The sequence below is a fragment of the Catenovulum maritimum genome (genome assembly GCF_001050375.1).
Lineage (GTDB): Bacteria > Pseudomonadota > Gammaproteobacteria > Enterobacterales > Alteromonadaceae > Catenovulum > Catenovulum maritimum.
Genome location: NZ_KQ130488.1, coordinates 61424 through 78403, shown reverse-complemented (window position 1 = coordinate 78403; position 16980 = coordinate 61424). Strand labels below are relative to the sequence as shown.

General features: G+C 37.9%; 14 protein-coding genes. 9 read left to right on the top strand and 5 right to left on the bottom strand.

What is annotated here, in order from left to right; genetic code table 11:
* Window positions 1-2 precede the first annotated feature (2 nt).
* From lpxD to arfB, 9 genes are all read left to right on the top strand, one after another.
* The gene (lpxD, locus tag XM47_RS08770; RefSeq protein ID WP_048691700.1) at window positions 3-1031 is read left to right on the top strand and encodes a UDP-3-O-(3-hydroxymyristoyl)glucosamine N-acyltransferase; all 1029 of its coding nucleotides are present in this window, start codon (window positions 3-5) and stop codon (window positions 1029-1031) included.
* Between the two features lie 85 nt (window positions 1032-1116).
* Window positions 1117-1584 carry a 3-hydroxyacyl-ACP dehydratase FabZ gene (fabZ, locus tag XM47_RS08765; RefSeq protein WP_048691697.1) on the top strand — a complete coding sequence of 156 codons (468 nt, stop codon included), beginning with the start codon at window positions 1117-1119 and terminating at the stop codon, window positions 1582-1584.
* Between the two features lie 17 nt (window positions 1585-1601).
* Window positions 1602-2390, top strand: coding sequence for an acyl-ACP--UDP-N-acetylglucosamine O-acyltransferase (lpxA, locus tag XM47_RS08760; protein ID WP_048691695.1), 789 nt, complete (start codon window positions 1602-1604; stop codon window positions 2388-2390).
* 26 nt (window positions 2391-2416) lie between these two features.
* Entirely contained in the window at window positions 2417-3616 is a 1200-nt protein-coding gene (gene lpxB / locus XM47_RS08755; RefSeq protein ID WP_048691908.1) for a lipid-A-disaccharide synthase, read from the top strand.
* Complete coding sequence (gene rnhB, locus XM47_RS08750; protein WP_048691694.1) at window positions 3606-4220, top strand: ribonuclease HII; 615 nt, start codon at window positions 3606-3608, stop codon at window positions 4218-4220. The genes lpxB and rnhB overlap by 11 nt, the downstream gene beginning before the upstream one ends.
* A complete protein-coding gene (dnaE, locus tag XM47_RS08745) occupies window positions 4213-7692 on the top strand; it encodes a DNA polymerase III subunit alpha (protein WP_048691693.1) in 3480 nt (1159 codons plus the stop codon). The genes rnhB and dnaE overlap by 8 nt, the downstream gene beginning before the upstream one ends.
* A 116-nt stretch (window positions 7693-7808) precedes the next feature.
* Window positions 7809-8768, top strand: a complete 960-nt coding sequence (gene accA, locus XM47_RS08740) for an acetyl-CoA carboxylase carboxyl transferase subunit alpha (RefSeq protein ID WP_048691691.1) — start codon at window positions 7809-7811, stop codon at window positions 8766-8768.
* 83 nt (window positions 8769-8851) lie between these two features.
* Window positions 8852-10195, top strand: coding sequence for a tRNA lysidine(34) synthetase TilS (tilS, locus tag XM47_RS08735; protein ID WP_048691690.1), 1344 nt, complete (start codon window positions 8852-8854; stop codon window positions 10193-10195).
* 7 nt (window positions 10196-10202) lie between these two features.
* Window positions 10203-10616: an alternative ribosome rescue aminoacyl-tRNA hydrolase ArfB gene (gene arfB / locus XM47_RS08730; RefSeq protein WP_048691688.1), complete on the top strand. Its 414-nt coding sequence runs from the start codon at window positions 10203-10205 to the stop codon at window positions 10614-10616.
* A 56-nt stretch (window positions 10617-10672) separates the two neighbouring features.
* Here the strand turns inward: arfB and XM47_RS08725 are convergent, their stop codons facing one another.
* From XM47_RS08725 to XM47_RS08705, 5 genes are all read right to left on the bottom strand, one after another.
* The gene (locus tag XM47_RS08725) at window positions 10673-11242 is read right to left on the bottom strand and encodes a sugar O-acetyltransferase (protein ID WP_048691687.1); all 570 of its coding nucleotides are present in this window, start codon (window positions 11240-11242) and stop codon (window positions 10673-10675) included.
* A gap of 46 nt (window positions 11243-11288) precedes the next feature.
* Window positions 11289-12485 (bottom strand): cyclic di-GMP phosphodiesterase, encoded by a 1197-nt coding sequence (locus XM47_RS08720; RefSeq protein WP_048691905.1) that lies wholly within the window; start codon window positions 12483-12485, stop codon window positions 11289-11291.
* Between the two features lie 182 nt (window positions 12486-12667).
* Window positions 12668-15730 (bottom strand): phosphorylase b kinase regulatory subunit alpha/beta, encoded by a 3063-nt coding sequence (locus tag XM47_RS08715; RefSeq protein ID WP_048691685.1) that lies wholly within the window; start codon window positions 15728-15730, stop codon window positions 12668-12670.
* A gap of 307 nt (window positions 15731-16037) precedes the next feature.
* Entirely contained in the window at window positions 16038-16244 is a 207-nt protein-coding gene (locus tag XM47_RS08710; protein WP_048691683.1) for a cold-shock protein, read from the bottom strand.
* Between the two features lie 301 nt (window positions 16245-16545).
* Complete coding sequence (locus tag XM47_RS08705) at window positions 16546-16743, bottom strand: (2Fe-2S)-binding protein (protein ID WP_048691681.1); 198 nt, start codon at window positions 16741-16743, stop codon at window positions 16546-16548.
* Between the last annotated feature and the right edge of the window lie 237 nt (window positions 16744-16980).

Below are 16980 nucleotides of genomic sequence, written 5' to 3'. Positions count from 1 at the left end.
TAATGCCTATCCAATATACGCTTGCTGAATTAGCAGACAAACTATCGGTAGAATTTCAAGGTGATGAAAGTCACCTTGTTATGGCTACATCCAGCATTGATGATGCTCAAGCGTCTGATATTAGTTTTTTTACGGATAAAAAATATCAAGCTAATTTAGAGACGACTCAAGCTGGAGTGATTATCATTAGCCAAGATAATGCAGCGCTTTATGCGGGTAATAAGCTAATTTCAGCTAACCCTTATTTAACGTATGCATATGTTGCCCAGTTACTTGATTCGACACCTGCCATTGCCCAAGGTATCAGTGATAAAGCCGATATTCACCCTAGTGCTAAAGTGTCTCCACAAGCACATATAGCGGCATTTGCTGTGATTGAAGAAAATGCGGTTGTTTCAGCAGGTGCTTTTGTTGGTGCCAATAGTTTTATTGGCAAAAATGCTTTTATCGGTGAAGGCACAAAAGTTAATCCAAACGTTAGTATTTATCATAATGTTGTTGTTGGCGCAGAATGTTTAATTCATTCAGGTGCAGTTATTGGCTCTGATGGATTCGGCTTTGCGAATAACAAAGGTGAATGGGTTAAAATTCCACAAGTTGGTAAAGTTGTATTAGAAGATAGCGTTGAAATAGGTGCTAATACAGCGATCGATCGCGGCGCATTGCACGATACCATTATCCGTAAAGGCGTTAAAATAGACAACTTGGTTCATCTTGCTCACAATGTTGAAATTGATGAAAATAGTGCAATTGCTGCGAATGTTGCAATCGCAGGTAGTACCAAAGTTGGTAAGCGTTGTACTTTTGCTGGCTGTGTAGCAGTTAATGGGCATATAGAAATTACGGATGATGTCCACTTTACTGGGACCAGTATGGTAACTCAGTCTATTAAGGACGCAGGTGTTTACTCATCTGGTATGCCAGCGGTTACGAATAAAGAATGGCGTAAAAATACGGCCAGATTACGTAAAATAGAAGATTTAAACGCAAAAGTTAAATTACTTGAGCAGCAGCTTAAAAGTCTAACTTAGTTTTATCTTTTTAAACATCGCATCGCAACCAATAGCAATATATAATAGCCAGATATAATAAAAATCGAAATTAGGACACAAGACTTTGAGTAACGAATTAAACTCAGTAGATATTCAAGAAATATTCACTTTATTACCACATAGATATCCTTTTTTATTAATTGATAGAGTTCTTGATTATAAAGATCTTGATTATCTTCATGGATATAAAAACATCACAGTTAATGAACCGATTTTTACTGGTCACTTCCCAGGCAAACCAATTTTCCCAGGTGTCTTGATTGTTGAAGCATTAGCACAAGCAACGGGGGTACTAGGTTTTAAATCTATGCAAGCGGTAGATACTGAAGGTACAGATAAAGACGAATTATATTTATTAGCAGGTGTTGATAAAGTTCGCTTTAAGCAGCCTGTTGTACCAGGTGATCAACTACATTTACATGCTAAATTTGTTAAAGAACGTCGTGGCATTTGGAAGTTTGATTGTACAGCTAAAGTAGATGGCAAAGTTGTCTGCGAAGCTGAAATTACTTGTGCACGTCGTGTAATGTAATTAAAAAGAATAAACACATGATAGATGCAACTGCAACAATACATAGCACAGCAATCGTAGAAGACGGCGCTAAAATCGGCGCTAATGTGACGGTTGGTCCTTGGACTTTTATTGGAAATGATGTTGAGATAGGTGATGACTGCATCATTAATTCGCATGTCGTGATTAAAGGACCAACACAAATTGGTCGAAATAATCATATTTTTCAATTTGCATCTATTGGTGAAGCTTGCCAAGATAAAAAATATGCTGGTGAACCGACTCGACTCGTGATTGGCGATAATAATATGATCCGTGAGTCTGTGACTATCCACAGAGGTACTGTCCAAGATAAAGGGCTTACTCAAGTTGGTAGTAACAATTTATTGATGGCATATGTGCATATTGCTCACGACGTTATGGTTGGAGACGGTAATATTTTGGCCAATAATGCGACCCTTGCTGGCCATGTACATGTTGGTGATAACGCTATTTTAGGTGGTTTTACTGGTGTACATCAGTTTTGTAAAATTGGTAGTTTTTCGTTTTGTGGTGTTGGCTCCGTTGTCGTTAAAGACGTACCACCTTATGTAATGGCTGCTGGGCAAAATGCTGTACCGCATGGCATTAACTCTGAAGGTTTAAAACGACGTGGATACTCTAGTGCCAGTATCATGGCGATTAAACGCGCATACAAGACGATATTCCGTAGTGGTTTAACTTCAGCTGAAGCGTTAGAAGAATTGACTATCGCTGCTGCAGATGAGCCGGCTATCCAAATCCTGATTGATTTCTTATCTGCTTCGACTCGAGGCATTATCCGCTAGTTTATGGCTAGTTTATGGCTAGTTATATGAATAATCGAATCATTAAAATTGCGATTGTTGCCGGTGAAAAATCTGGCGACATACTTGCATCTAATCTAATTTCTGAATTAAAAACACTTTTTGATTCATACAATCAATCAAACTCAGAAACTCAATATCAGCTTGAATTTGAAGGCGTTGCAGGTCCTTTAATGATGGAGCATCAAGTCACTAAACTTTTCGATATGGAAGAGCTAGCCGTGATGGGGTTGGTTGAAGTATTGGGTAGACTTAGACGTTTACTTAAAATTAGAAAACAACTGACCCAGCACTGGATCAAGAATCCGCCAGATATTTTTATTGGGGTTGATGCGCCAGATTTTAATTTAACCCTAGAGAAAAACTTGAAACAAGCAGGGATTAAAACGGTTCATTATGTTGGGCCTTCTATATGGGCTTGGCGTCAAAAACGGGTTTTTAAAGTGAAAGCCGCGGTCGATCTGGTTTTAGCCTTACTACCATTTGAAAAACCTTTTTACGATAAATACCAGGTTCCTTGCCAATTTGTTGGTCACACGCTTGCAGATCAAATTCCACTCGAGTCTGCTCAAGCTAGTGCGCGTGCGCAGTTAAACTTAACTCAAAATCGAAATGAGTCAGCTGAATCAGCTAAAATCATTGCGGTATTACCAGGTAGTCGAAGCAGTGAGGTTGAGCTTTTAGCGCCCGAATTTGCTAAAGCTTGTGAGATTTTATACCAGCAAGATAAGCGCTTAATTTTTGTTGCTGCGAGTGTAAATGATAAACGCAAAGTACAAATTCAGCAGGCGTTTAATCAGTACGCACCTAGTGTCGACTTGATTATAATTGACAATCAATCACGTGAGGTAATGGCTGCTAGTGACGCCATTATGATAGCCTCAGGTACAGCAACGTTAGAGGCTGCTTTAATTAAACGTCCTATGGTTGCTTGCTATAAATTTAAAGCTTTGTCTTATTGGATCTTTAAACAAATGGTTAAGGTTAAGTATTTTAGCTTACCAAATATTATTGCAGATAAAGCTGTTATTCCAGAGTTGCTACAAGACCAAGTCACTGGTGAAGCAATCGCAACGCAAATACAAAAGTTTTTATCCATTGAGCAAGCTCAATTAAATACTGAGTTTTTAAATATCCATCATATTTTAAGGCAAGATGCAGGCAAACAAGCTGCACTTGCGGTAAGTAAACTGATTCATGCAAACTGAACTCGATTTTAATCAAGTCAATCAAAGCCAAATTGTCGCGGGTGTTGACGAAGTAGGGCGAGGCCCACTGGTTGGCTGCGTGGTTGCCGCAGCTGTTATTTTAGATCCTAACCAGCCGATAGTAGGGTTAAGAGATTCTAAAAAACTAAGTGAAAAAAAACGAATTGCGTTTGAAGCTGAAATTAAACAAAAGGCCCTTGCATGGCACGTAGCTGTAGCTACCCCAGAAGAAATTGACGAAATAAACATACTGCAAGCGAGTTTACTTGCAATGAAACGTGCAGTTGAAGGATTAAAAATTAAGCCAGAGCTTGCTTTAGTTGACGGTAATAAATTACCTAAATTAGATATGCCTGCTGAAGCTATCATTAAAGGTGATGATTTAATTCCTGCGATTAGCGCGGCTTCTATTCTAGCCAAAGAGCACCGTGACAGAGAGATGAAAGCGTTAGCAGTTAAGCACCCTGAGTATCAATTTGAAAAACATAAAGGCTATCCAACTGCATTACACTTAGCCAAAATTGATGAACACGGCATTATTGCAGAACATAGAAAATCATTTAAACCGGTAAAAAAAATAATAGAAAGAGATCAAAATGTCTGATCCAAAATTTATCCATTTACGACTCCATTCTGACTTTTCCATGGTGGATGGTTTAGCTAAGACTAAGCCTATTATTAGCAAGATCACAGAATACAATATGCCAGCGGTTGCGATCACAGATCAAATGAATTTGTGTGGCTTAGTCCGTTTTTATGGCGCAGCAAATGGAGCTGGAGTTAAGCCAATTGTTGGTGCTGATTTTTGGGTCAGAAGTGAAGAGTTTGGCGATGAAATATTTCGCTTGGTTATTTTAGCCGCAAACAATACTGGCTATAAAAATTTAACTTTGCTGATATCAAAAGGGTATTTAAGAGGTTCAATCCAAGACAAAGCGGTTATCGACAAAGAGTGGTTGGTTGAACATGCCGAAGGCTTAATTTTACTTTCTGGCGGTAAAGATGGTGATTTAGGCAAAACCCTTATTAAAGGCAATATGGGCCAAGCCAAACAAGTTACCGAATTTTACCAGCAACATTTTCCAAATAATTACTTTGTCGAATTGATTAGAACTGGTCGAAAAGACGAAGAAACTTATTTGCACCATGCTGTTGAATGGGCAAGTCAAAACGACTTACCTGTGGTGGCAACTAATGAAGTAGTATTCTTGAATAAAGAAGATTTCTACGCACATGAAATTCGCTGTGCCATCCATGATGGCTATACAATTGAAGATAAAAATCGGCCTAAGCGATTCTCTGAACAGCAGTATTTACGCACCGAAGCTGAAATGTGTGAGCTCTTCTCGGATATACCTGAAGCCTTGGCTAACTCGGTCGAAATTGCTAAACGCTGTAATGTGACTATGCGCCTTGGTGAGTATTTCTTACCTAAGTTTCCTACGGGCGGGCTATCAGATGAAGATTATTTAGTTAAAGTTTCTGAAGAAGGTTTAGAAGAAAGACTAGCGTTTTTATTCCCAGATGAAGCAGTTCGGGCTGAAAAAAGGCCTGAATACGACGATAGACTAGCGATTGAACTCCAATGTATTAACCAAATGGGGTTCCCTGGTTACTTCTTGATCGTTATGGAGTTTATCCAATGGAGTAAAGATAACAATATCCCAGTTGGACCTGGACGTGGTTCTGGTGCCGGGTCACTGGTTGCTTATGCATTAAAAATTACCGACTTAGATCCACTTGAGTTTGATTTGCTTTTCGAACGTTTCTTGAATCCTGAACGTGTCTCCATGCCAGATTTTGACGTCGATTTTTGTATGGATCGACGTGACGAAGTAATTGACCATACAGCTGAACTGTATGGACGAGATGCAGTATCACAAATTATTACCTTTGGTACTATGGCGGCTAAAGCTGTAGTACGCGATGTTGGCCGAGTACTTGGCCATCCATTTGGTTTTGTTGATCGAATTTCTAAGCTTATCCCTGGTGAGCCAGGTATGACATTGGCTAAAGCCTTCGATGTTGAGCCAAGGTTACAAGAACTTTATGATGCCGATGAAGAAGTTCAATCGCTGATTGATATGGCGCGCTTTTTAGAAGGCACAACCCGGAATGCAGGTAAGCACGCCGGTGGTGTTGTTATTTCCCCTACAACCATTACAGATTTTGCGCCGCTTTACTGTGACAGTGAAGGTAAACAGCCAGTTACACAGTTTGATAAAAATGATGTAGAAACTGCAGGCCTAGTTAAGTTCGATTTCTTAGGGCTGAGAACCTTAACTATAATGCAATGGGCCTTGGATATGGCCAATGAGAGGTTAGCTCGAGACGGCAAGCCAATTATTGATATTACGGCTATTCCAACTGACGACAAAAAAAGTTTTGCTTTACTACAAAGGTATGAAACTACCGCGGTTTTCCAATTAGAATCAAGAGGGATGAAAGACCTGATTAAGCGTCTTCAACCGGATTGCTTTGAAGACATGATCGCTTTGGTGGCTTTATTTCGCCCTGGCCCACTACAATCGGGCATGGTAGATAACTTTATTGACCGTAAACGCGGGCGAGAAGAAATTTCATACCCAGATGCACAATACCAGCATGAATGTTTAAAAGAGATACTTGATCCAACCTACGGCATTATTTTATATCAAGAGCAAGTTATGCAAATTGCTCAGGTCATGTCTGGTTATACCCTTGGTGGCGCGGATATGCTGCGCCGAGCTATGGGTAAGAAAAAACCTGAAGAAATGGCAAAGCAAAGAGCTAGCTTTGAAGAGGGCGCTAAAAATAATGGAATAGATGGCGAACTCGCCATGAAAATTTTTGACTTAGTTGAAAAGTTTGCAGGTTATGGTTTTAACAAATCTCACTCAGCTGCATATGCGCTTGTATCGTACCAAACCCTTTGGATGAAAACGCATTATCCATCTTTCTTTATGGCGGCGGTAATGTCTGCTGATATGGATAATACCGATAAAGTGGTTACCTTAGTTGATGAATGTGAGCGAATGAAAATCAAGATCATTCCGCCAGATGTTAACCAAGGGGAATACAAGTTTACTGTCAACGATGATTTTGAAATCGTTTATGGTATAGGCGCTGTCAAGGGGGTTGGTGAAGGTCCAATAGAAGCGATTATTGCGGCGCGTAATGAAGGCGGAAAATTTAAAGACCTATTTGATTTTTGTGCCCGAGTCGATTTAAGACGCATAAATAAACGCGTAATGGAAAAATTAATCCAAGCTGGTGCGTTAGATGCATTAGGCCCACACAGAGCGGCACTAAATGCGACACTTAGCGACGCTATGCGTGCAGCCGAACAACACGCTAAAGATTTGCAAGCCGGGCAAAACGATTTATTTGGCTTACTGACAACAGAGCCAGAAGAAGTAGAACAAGCTTTTGTTAAAGTACCGAAATGGCCAGATGAAGTTTGGCTTGAAGGCGAAAAAGAAACACTAGGATTATATTTAACTGGGCATCCAATAAATCGTTTTCAGCAAGAGCTTAAACATTATGCTCGTTCGCGCATAAATGAATTATCACCAACTCGCAGAGATGAAGAGATTTCAACAGCAGGATTGATCATAGGTGTTAAAACTATGGTTAATAAAAAAGGACGACGTTGGGCAATTGTTACTTTAGATGATAAAAGTGGCAGAATAGACGCCAGATTTTTCCCTGACTTATATGAAGAATACGAAGAAGTTTTACAGAAAGATAAAATTGTTATCGTGACAGGTGGTGTCATGCATGATGATTTTACTGATGGCTTAATGATAACAGGACGAGGAGTGAGTGAAATTGTTCAAATGCGTGAAAAACATTTGAGTTCAATTAAATTAGATCTCACGCAAGATAAATTATCTGAACCAGCAATAAATGGCTTAATTGAAAAAATTTCTCAATATAAAGAAGGGGTTACACCTCTAATATTTGGTTATGAACGTGAAAATGCATATGCACAAATTAAAGTTGGTGTGCAATGGTATGTGACACCAGAGGATAGTTTGCTGTATGATCTGCGTCAGATAGTCGGCGAAGACAATGTTTCACTAAATTTTGGTTAAATATTAGTCGTTTAAACGATAACAAATTTAATGGTTTAGATATATCTGTTAAAGTATAGCTAAATTAGGATTTAGATAGCTTGTTTACAAGCGTAGAATTAGGTAGAAATTGACTTATGAGTTTAAGTTTTTTGGACTTTGAACAGCCTATTGCAGAGCTAGAATCAAAAATTGATGAGCTTAGAAATGTCGCTCGTAACAATGGCGAGTTAGATATAGATTTAGAAGAAGAAATTAGTAAGTTAAAAAATAAGAGCCAAGACTTATCTAAAAAGATTTTTGCTAATTTAGGTGCATGGGAGATAGCACAAATTGCTCGTCACCCACAACGCCCATACACTTTAGATTACATCTCTCGTATTTGTACCGATTTTGATGAGTTAGCGGGTGATAGAGCCTATGCTGATGATCCAGCAATTGTTTGTGGAACAGCACGAATTGACGGTGAACCTGTGGTTGTTATTGGTCATCAAAAAGGCCGTGATACAGCTGAAAAAATTCGCCGCAACTTTGGTATGCCTCGTCCAGAAGGCTATCGTAAAGCGTTAAGATTAATGGAAATGGCTGAGCGTTTTAGAATGCCTATCATTACTTTTATCGATACTCCAGGTGCTTACCCAGGTGTTGGTGCGGAAGAGCGCGGTCAAAGCGAAGCAATTGCTAAAAACTTAAAAGTAATGGCACGCCTAACGGTTCCTGTTATTTGTACTGTAATCGGTGAAGGTGGTTCTGGTGGTGCATTAGCTATCGGCGTTGGCGATAAAGTGAATATGCTTCAATACAGCACTTACTCAGTAATTTCTCCTGAAGGTTGTGCTTCTATATTATGGAAGAGCGCGACAAAAGCAGAGCAAGCTGCAGAAGCTATGGGGATTACAGCGACTCGATTACAAGAGCTTAAATTAATTGATAATATTGTTGATGAGCCTTTAGGTGGCGCACATAGAGATTTTGATCTAATGTCGCATAACCTTAAACAAACAATTAAAAGTCAATTATCTGAATTAGCAGATAAAGATAGCGAAGCGCTAATTGAGCAAAGATATCAAAAACTAATGACATTTGGTTATTGTTAATTTTTTCTAGCTCTAAAAAACCCGCTTTTGGCGGGTTTTTTTGTTTTAGCTTAACGTTAAATTGAGCCCATATTAGTATTTTAATGAAGTCACATATTAAGCTTTTTTCACCACAAGAAATCGCCAGACTAAAACAATTTAGCCAGCAAAATAAATCGGTTTTCGTTGGCCTTAGCGGTGGTGTGGATTCGGTCGTTTTACTAGATACGATTCACAAATTAAATCAGACATTTGCACCTGATGAGCAGTTGTTGCTTTGTGCTGTACATGTACACCATGGACTGAGCGATAATGCAGAGGCTTGGCTAAAATTTTGTGCTGAATTTTGCCAACAAAGGCAAATCAAGTTTGAATTTAAAAAAGTTAAATTAGCAAAACAAAGTCGTCAAAGTTTAGAAGCGTTAGCTCGTGATGCCAGATATTCTGTGTTTAAGCAAGTTGCAGGTAAAAATGCGATCGTGGTGACTGCTCAACATTTGAATGATCAAGCTGAAACTTTCTTTTTAAGGTTAAAACGTGGCAGTGGGCCAAACGGGTTAGCAAGTATGAATCCGTTAAGTGATTTAACCCAAGATATAGAGTTGTGGCGTCCTTTACTAGGAGTATCTAAACTAGAGATTCTGGATTATGCAAAAGCCAATAATTTGGATTGGGTTGAAGATGAAAGTAATTTAAATGATGATTTCGATCGTAATTTTTTGCGTAATCAAATATTACCAGAATTAGAAGCACGTTGGCCGGGGTTTAGTCAATGTGTTGCAAGAAGTGCAGAGCTTTGTCGCCAAGAAAATCAAATTATTGAGGAAGTCGCAGCAGTAGATTTTAACGCAGCTGTTGTTTCTTTTTCAAATTTAGCTCGAGTTCAACCTATGTTCACCAGCCAAGTGTTGGACATTAGCCTAATTCAAAATTTAAGCTATGCGCGGCAAAACAGTCTGTTGCGGTTTTGGTTAAACAAGAATAACGAACTTATGCCTTCGCAAAAAATAATGCAGCAAATTTTAGATAATTTTACATGTTCAGAAGATCAGCAACCTAAAATTAAGTTAAAATTGGGTGAAATTAGACAATATAAAACCCGACTTTTTTATTTAACTCAAACTGAAATTGATGCCTTTGAGCAGGAAGCTGAACCTCTGAGTTGGAATGGCGAAGCAGAAGTTGAATTAAATACAGGCACTAAGCTACACATAGCCAATTTAGGCATAGCATTACCTACAGTAAATCAAATAGCTCAAATTCGATTTAAGCCAAGTTTATCGACTAAGTGCTACCCTAAGTATAGAAATTGTCGAAAAACGCTTAAACAGCTGCTACAAGAATATGAAGTGCCACCTTGGATGAGAAATCAAGTCGCGTATTTGTTTTATGATGACGAATTAATTTCAGCCCTCGGATTATGGGTATGCGAACCACCAATAAATTAAGGATATTATGTTAGTTATATCTAATAAAGTCATTATTCCTGCCTCAGAAATTGAGCTCAATTTTGTTCGTTCACAAGGGGCTGGTGGACAAAATGTGAACAAAGTCAACACAGCGGTACATTTGCGTTTTAATGTACGTGAGTCGAGTTTACCTGAATTCTACAAGGAAAGATTATTGGCTTTGAGTGATAGTCGAATTACAAAGGAAGGCGTTATTGTGATTAAAGCTCAATCAAGCCGTACTCAAGAGTTAAATCGCGAAGATGCATTATTAAGACTACAGCAAATTATCACCTCAGCGACTAAAGTTGAACGTAAGCGGATTGCAACTAAACCGACTAAAAGTGCCAAAATAAAGCGGATGGACAGCAAAAATAAACGTGGCCAGATTAAAAAAAATCGAGGTAAGGTGAGTTATTAACTGATTTAGTCGAGACTAATTCAGTTAATACAATTAATTGCTGGTCTTTATTAGCCTTATTCAGTCTCAACATCTTTAATATGTTTTACGATGCGGGCAGGGTTTCCCGCTAAAACGACATTATCACTAAAGCTTTTCGTGACGACCGCGCCTGCTGCAATGACGACATTATGACCAATAGATACACCGGGTAATATACTTGCGTGACCACCAATCCAGCAGTTATCGCCTATATTAATGGCTTTAGCAAATTGAACCCCTTGGTTACGAGGGCTAGGCTCAATTGGGTGACTTGAGGTGTAAATACCGACTTGCGGACCGATAAAGCAGTTATCACCTATTTTAACTTCAGCGGCATCTAAAATGACGCAATTGTAGTTAGCATAAAAATTTTCACCTAAGTGAATATTAACACCATAATCACATTGAAAGTTAGGCTCTATAAAGAGGTTTTCACCGGCGCGGCCAAATAATTGTTTTAGTAATTTCTTTCGGTTGCTTAGCTTGCTTATGCTGGTGGTATTAAAGGCTTCGGTTAATTTTCTAGCGTTAACTCTCAGCTTAAGTAACTCTTTATCAAACGGGTTATATGGCTTTCCAGCCAACATTTTGAGTTTTTCAGACATAAGCTAAATATTCGCATTTAAGGGTTATATATTATGACGCATTATATCAATTGCCTATAAGTACTTCTCGCATAAATTTATTTAACTCTATTTTAAATTTCTCTGGCTTAATGCTCGATTCAATTGCGTCATTTACATAAGCTTTAGACAGATCTAAATCTTTGATTTCTGTATGGTGATTATGGTTGGCGTTATAGAATATTTTAACAATAGGTTTAAGCGGATTATTTTGGTTAGACTCTGTCACTATTGCCAATTTACCACTTTTTAATTTAACCAAAGTGCCAACTGGGTGCACACCTACGCAGCGAATAAATTGATGCAATAAGTTACCATCTATTTCATCTGGCACCATACTTTGCATAATTTTAAATGCGGCACTGGGTAGCATACCTTTTTTGTATACTCGCTCGGCTGTCATGGCGTCATAGATATCGACTATGGTAATCATTCTCCCGGCTTGCGTGATTTGTTCTGCTTTTAAGCCATTAGGGTAGCCAGTACCATTTAATTTTTCATGATGCATACCGACAATTTCGATTAATTCAGCTGGAATACCGGGCGTTTCAGCCAGTGTTTTAATACCATAATTTACATGCTCCCGCATAATTTTAAATTCATCATCCGTTAACTTACCCGGTTTATGTAGAATTTCATCTGGAATTAAAATCTTGCCCATGTCATGCAGAAACGCGGCTTGTGAGAGCATTTCTATTTGCTCTTTATCCATATCTAAATGGCGAGCAAACATAGCCATTAAAATAGAAACATTGAGTGAATGTTCGTATAGATAAGCGTCTTTTTCTCTAATTCGGGTCATGCAGGTTAGGGCATCTTGGTTCCTAAAAATGGAATCTATCATTGAGCTTGTAAATTCTTGAATTGGCTTTACATCAATTTTTCGACCAGCTTGGATATCACCCAGTGCTTTTTTCTGTAGTTGTTGTGCTTCGTCGTATAACTTACGCGCTTTTTTTAATTCTTTTTCGACCGTTTGGGTTTTAAATGGAACGACTTCTTTAGCTGTTTCTGGTAATTCACTATCAGCCTTTTCTTCTGTCTCATCTATTATGGTTTTGTCTGGATCAATCGCGACTTCCAACACACCTTTTAGTTTTAGTTGTGTGATTATTTTATCTGTTTTCGCCCAGCCTTTGGTTTTTACTTCAACTTGACCATTCTGTTTGGTTACTTGGGTAACATACATACCGGGTTGTAATTCAGCAATTGGTATTTTTTTTATCATAGCTTAGCCTTTACAGCAGTTTATGCGCTTTAAAATTAACGACTTTAGTTGAAAGTTGTTTTATTTATTTAGACTTATTAAACATAGCAAAGCTAATTAAAAATGCTTGGAATTTAATCCTAAATTTCATAATTTAATGGGAGGAAACCGCAAGTATAGAGCTACTTGCGGTTTGTTAGCTAGTTTAAGCTTGAAATGACTTGGGTAACGTACTTTTGCAAACTTTTAGGGTGAGTTTGTAATAACTGTTCTAAATTACTTCTTGCTTCAGGACTTTCTCCTTCCGCTTGAGTATGTAATGCAGCCGCTTTGGCTAAAATATCACCTAAAACGAGTGAGTCATTTAATTTTAACTCTGCATTATCTTTACAATAACTTATATATGCCGCTAAAACTTCAACTAATGCCGCTTTGTAATAGATAGGGTGAGCATGTTGAATTAAGCTATCGATCAAATGTGCGAAGCTTTCTTCACCAGGCGTCATTGAACTTCTAATAAGCTGATTATCAATGAAGTATTTGTCGTCAGCTCTATCACCAAAAACGATTTTCGGGCAGTGGGCTAAACTTTGCCAAATTGATTCTAGGAAACTGTCATCAAATCTTGCAATTAAACCTCGTTCAGAACGCCATTCAAGCCAATCTGTGTCAACCGCTTGTGCTTTTTCAGCTTCGTAGGTCTGGTTGCCGTCTTGTTCTGAAAAGCTAGATTTAACGTCAAAGTCATACGCTTGATGTTGAGATTCTAATACTTGTTGTACTTGTTGTTTTAATTCGTAAGGTGAACGTAGAGAGAGTTGCTCAATATCCGATAGTTTCGAATCAGGCACACAAGTTTCACATAGACTTAATAAGTTATGTAAGTGAATTGAACGTATACCGTCAAATAATTGGGTATTGGTTCTAATTGTATGGCCTAAAACAACTAACAGCTCTTGAGCTAAACTGCGCTCAACAGGTGTTTTTACTGCGATGTTTAAGGTGTGAATTAGTTCATCTTGATCTAAAAATCCATTTTCACCACTTAAAACGGTATGGTTGTTTTCGCCCACTAATATCGTTAGATTTCGAGCACAAAGTAAGGATAAATCATCTGCCAGATCTCTATGTGAAAAATCAAGTACAGAAAAACAGCATCTTGCTGTTAACCAAAACTGTTTAATCGACGCGAAATGATAGATAGCCGTGATTAATTCTTTAAAATTGATACTGCCATTGGTACTAATGTCACTCTCTAAACTGTATTGGGTCACTAACGCTTTTAAAGATAGGTAACATGATTCGTCATTACTGAGGTTTGATTCGACAAAAGTTTTAAATTCTGGCGTTAAGTTATCCGTCGCTAAATTTAGCTCTTGATTATATTCGTTCAACTCAATATTGGTAAAGCTAGTTACTTGATGATTTGGTAAGTACAGCCTATTAACTCTGGATGCGCGTAGCGCTAATGAAGCCGACGCATAGCCAACATTTTGTTTGTTGGTTCTAAGTTGTAACTGACGAATTGTTTGCAGTAGCACATCTGCGTTTTTCGTTTCATACATATCTTGATTGATTAAGTAGGTAAACACAGCGACTTCGTTATTTGTCCAGTGTTTAGTTATGTGTGCAATTTCTTTTTCTAAAGATTCGCTCGCTAATTCTGCATCAAACAATCTATAGTTGTGTTTATCTTGTTGGAGCGAAGATAAACTAAGGTAGTTGTTTTGGTTAATATGATAAGTTTGTGCAGTAGCTAAACTTTGGAAACGACGTTTAGGACGACCAGTTAAATTAAGCGCTTTATTGGCTCCAACTTCTTGATACACATCGACCAGCTGTTTAGACGTCATCACTTTTAGTGGTGAAATCTCTTCGATTGTTTCAGCGATCACACCATGACTCGCTAATTTTTCCTTGAGTACTTGGTTATCGGTTAAAACGACAAGTGCGATTTGGGTTTCAGTATTATTGGTGGAGCGTTTACGTAAGCGTAAAGGATCTAAATCGTCCGCTGAGATTAAGCCTTCATCCAACATTAAGCCTGTGTAATACATACTTTGTGCCCAAACAAGTGGTAGGTTCTCGTTTGGTACTCTAGGCTGGCTGCCTGGATTTTCACGTTCGGCTGAAACTTTGTCAGCTTCAACAAAATACAGTTCTGGTATTAAATTTTTACCGTCTACTTCTACCATTACATTTTCAATTTTTTGACGGTAGTTTTTTGCAGCGTCAGTATCATTATCAAACAATGCTTGTATGTATAGGTAGGTATAAAATAATGGCCACTCAGATTCAATATCTTCAAAATTTGCAAGCTCATTATGTTCGTAATGAATGCGGCTATGGTCTTCTACCATAGTTTGATGGCCATCCCACAAAAAGCGTTTGCAGCCGTAATCGCCACCCAGTTCAGTTAGAATTTTATCTCTGGTTTTTTTGACTAGGGTTTGGTCACCGACAGCAAAAGCTGGGAAGCCGATAACGCTTAATAATGCACTATCAACTTCTTTAGATATAGATTCTCTTGGTAGCAATCTGGCAAGCGTATTCCTTGCTCGTGATACCGCATCAGGAATCGTATGTACTACGGCTCTTTTAGAGGCGTTTTCGCCAAACAAATTAAAACCATCTAAGGCTTGTAATGCTGCTTTTGCCATACCGACTGAGCTTGCATTGATTTCAGTTTTACCGTTATTAATTTTATTACCACGCTCCCAAATACCAAAGTCAGGAATTCGATAAGCAAAAGCGATGTAATAAACAAGGTTCTGGACAAAATCTACTTCATCGTAAGTTTTGATAATTCTTAGTCCAGAAGCTGTCATCTGTGCAATCATCAGCAAGAAAATTGAAGTCGCGTCAATTTGTAAATGACCCCAAGCATCATCTGCAACGACAGGTAAGCCTGTCGCGGTATCATATTTTGCGTGGAGCGAATCTATTGCTTCAAGTGTGTGTTTAAATTTTTCTACTTTAGGTGCTTGGCGCATCATAGATTGTAATAAGCCACGCATTAACTTGATAGTTGATTGGCTAAGTTGATCGCTTCGCTCCGTTTCACCTGTATGTTTATAGGCAATTCCAAGTGACCAAACACTCAAAATGGAATAAACATTGTCCCGTACCCAAGCGTCAGTGTAATTACCATGGTTAGTGATTGCTGTACTTGCAGGCAATAGCCCCGTTACAGGGTGCTGACGTTGTAAAATAATGTCAGAAATATCATGGTAAAGTCGATTTAAAAGTTCGGTATTTCTCATAGTCCAGTCATCTATTATTTATTATGTGAATCAAGATCTTGATTTAAGCGCAGTTTTTATTGTAGTCGGCTTTAAAATAAAGAAAAATAAAATTTAGTTTTAATATACTGGATTAGAAGCTTTTAGAAAGAGATTTTAATGACTTTTGTCATCTATTTAAATTTGCTAGGTTGAAGTGTAAATACTTGTGGTAAATTGTTGGAATTAAGCAGTGTTTATTGATGTGTTATGGGGATGAATTGTTGTTATTTTGTATTTATAAATCACCTAGAGAACTAGGTGATTTATTCAAGCTATCTTTTGTAAATTAGATACAAACGATATTTTCAGCTTGAGGACCTTTTTGGCCTTGAGCAACAGTAAACTGTACTTTTTGACCTTCAGCTAAAGTTTTGAAACCTGAGCTTTGGATTGCGCTGAAATGTGCGAAAAGGTCTGGACCATTTTCTTGCTCGATAAAACCAAAACCTTTAGTTTCGTTAAACCATTTTACTGTACCAGTAGTTGTAGACATAATTATTACCTAAAAATTGAAATATATAAATTGCCTGTTATCAGGCTCGCAAGCTATAAAGCAAAGATGTTATTAAAAATTTTAGGAAGGTCTAACTACGAAGGAGTAACACAAACTGAAATATAAAAACGCTTTTCTTTTAAGCTGAGGGCATAGTATAGATTTATTAGCGCTTGTAAAGGTTTTTTCGATTTAATTGTATAAAAAAAACACAATCAACTTGTTATTCGAGGTGAAGCTATTATCAAAATAGCGAAGAAAAAGAAAAAGAAAAAGTAAGTGGAGTTAAAAATCTGTGAGGTTAAGCGAATGAAGCGATAAGTTGACTGTTCTTCTCAATTCGGGTTTCATTAATAATGTCTTTTGCATGTTGACTGCATCTACCGCATTGGTTAGCGATTGCCATTTTGCATTGTAACGCAGCTACACTGTCACAGCCATTGTGCACTTCTTTTTTTATTTCTCTGTCTGTAACACCATTACACAAGCATACGTACATAACTAAAACCTTATTTATGAAAGTAAGGCTATTATAAATGAGAAATATTCGCATTAGCAATAAAAATTTAATAATTAATTTTTATATCTAGTATAAAGCTCGTTTACTCAGTGTCATTTGCTTTTTGAAAACCGCATTTAAGCTAGAGCCTGGATTAGTTCAATCTGATATTTGCGTTTGTGGTGACTTGTTCGGCACGAAATTCAAAATGTACTATAAATAGTTGACTAAGGTACT

Bases quoted from the DNA above. Each gene is read 5' to 3' on its own strand.
- dnaE (WP_048691693.1), top strand. From the start codon at position 4,213: ATGTCTGATCCAAAATTTATCCATTTACGACTCCATTCTGACTTTTCC.
- arfB (WP_048691688.1), top strand. From the start codon at position 10,203: ATGTTAGTTATATCTAATAAAGTCATTATTCCTGCCTCAGAAATTGAG.
- XM47_RS08710 (WP_048691683.1), bottom strand. From the start codon at position 16,244: ATGTCTACAACTACTGGTACAGTAAAATGGTTTAACGAAACTAAAGGT.
- rnhB (WP_048691694.1), top strand. From the start codon at position 3,606: ATGCAAACTGAACTCGATTTTAATCAAGTCAATCAAAGCCAAATTGTC.
- tilS (WP_048691690.1), top strand. From the start codon at position 8,852: ATGAAGTCACATATTAAGCTTTTTTCACCACAAGAAATCGCCAGACTA.
- accA (WP_048691691.1), top strand. From the start codon at position 7,809: ATGAGTTTAAGTTTTTTGGACTTTGAACAGCCTATTGCAGAGCTAGAA.
- lpxA (WP_048691695.1), top strand. From the start codon at position 1,602: ATGATAGATGCAACTGCAACAATACATAGCACAGCAATCGTAGAAGAC.
- lpxD (WP_048691700.1), top strand. From the start codon at position 3: ATGCCTATCCAATATACGCTTGCTGAATTAGCAGACAAACTATCGGTA.
- XM47_RS08705 (WP_048691681.1), bottom strand. From the start codon at position 16,743: ATGTACGTATGCTTGTGTAATGGTGTTACAGACAGAGAAATAAAAAAA.
- lpxB (WP_048691908.1), top strand. From the start codon at position 2,417: ATGAATAATCGAATCATTAAAATTGCGATTGTTGCCGGTGAAAAATCT.
- XM47_RS08715 (WP_048691685.1), bottom strand. From the start codon at position 15,730: ATGAGAAATACCGAACTTTTAAATCGACTTTACCATGATATTTCTGAC.
- XM47_RS08725 (WP_048691687.1), bottom strand. From the start codon at position 11,242: ATGTCTGAAAAACTCAAAATGTTGGCTGGAAAGCCATATAACCCGTTT.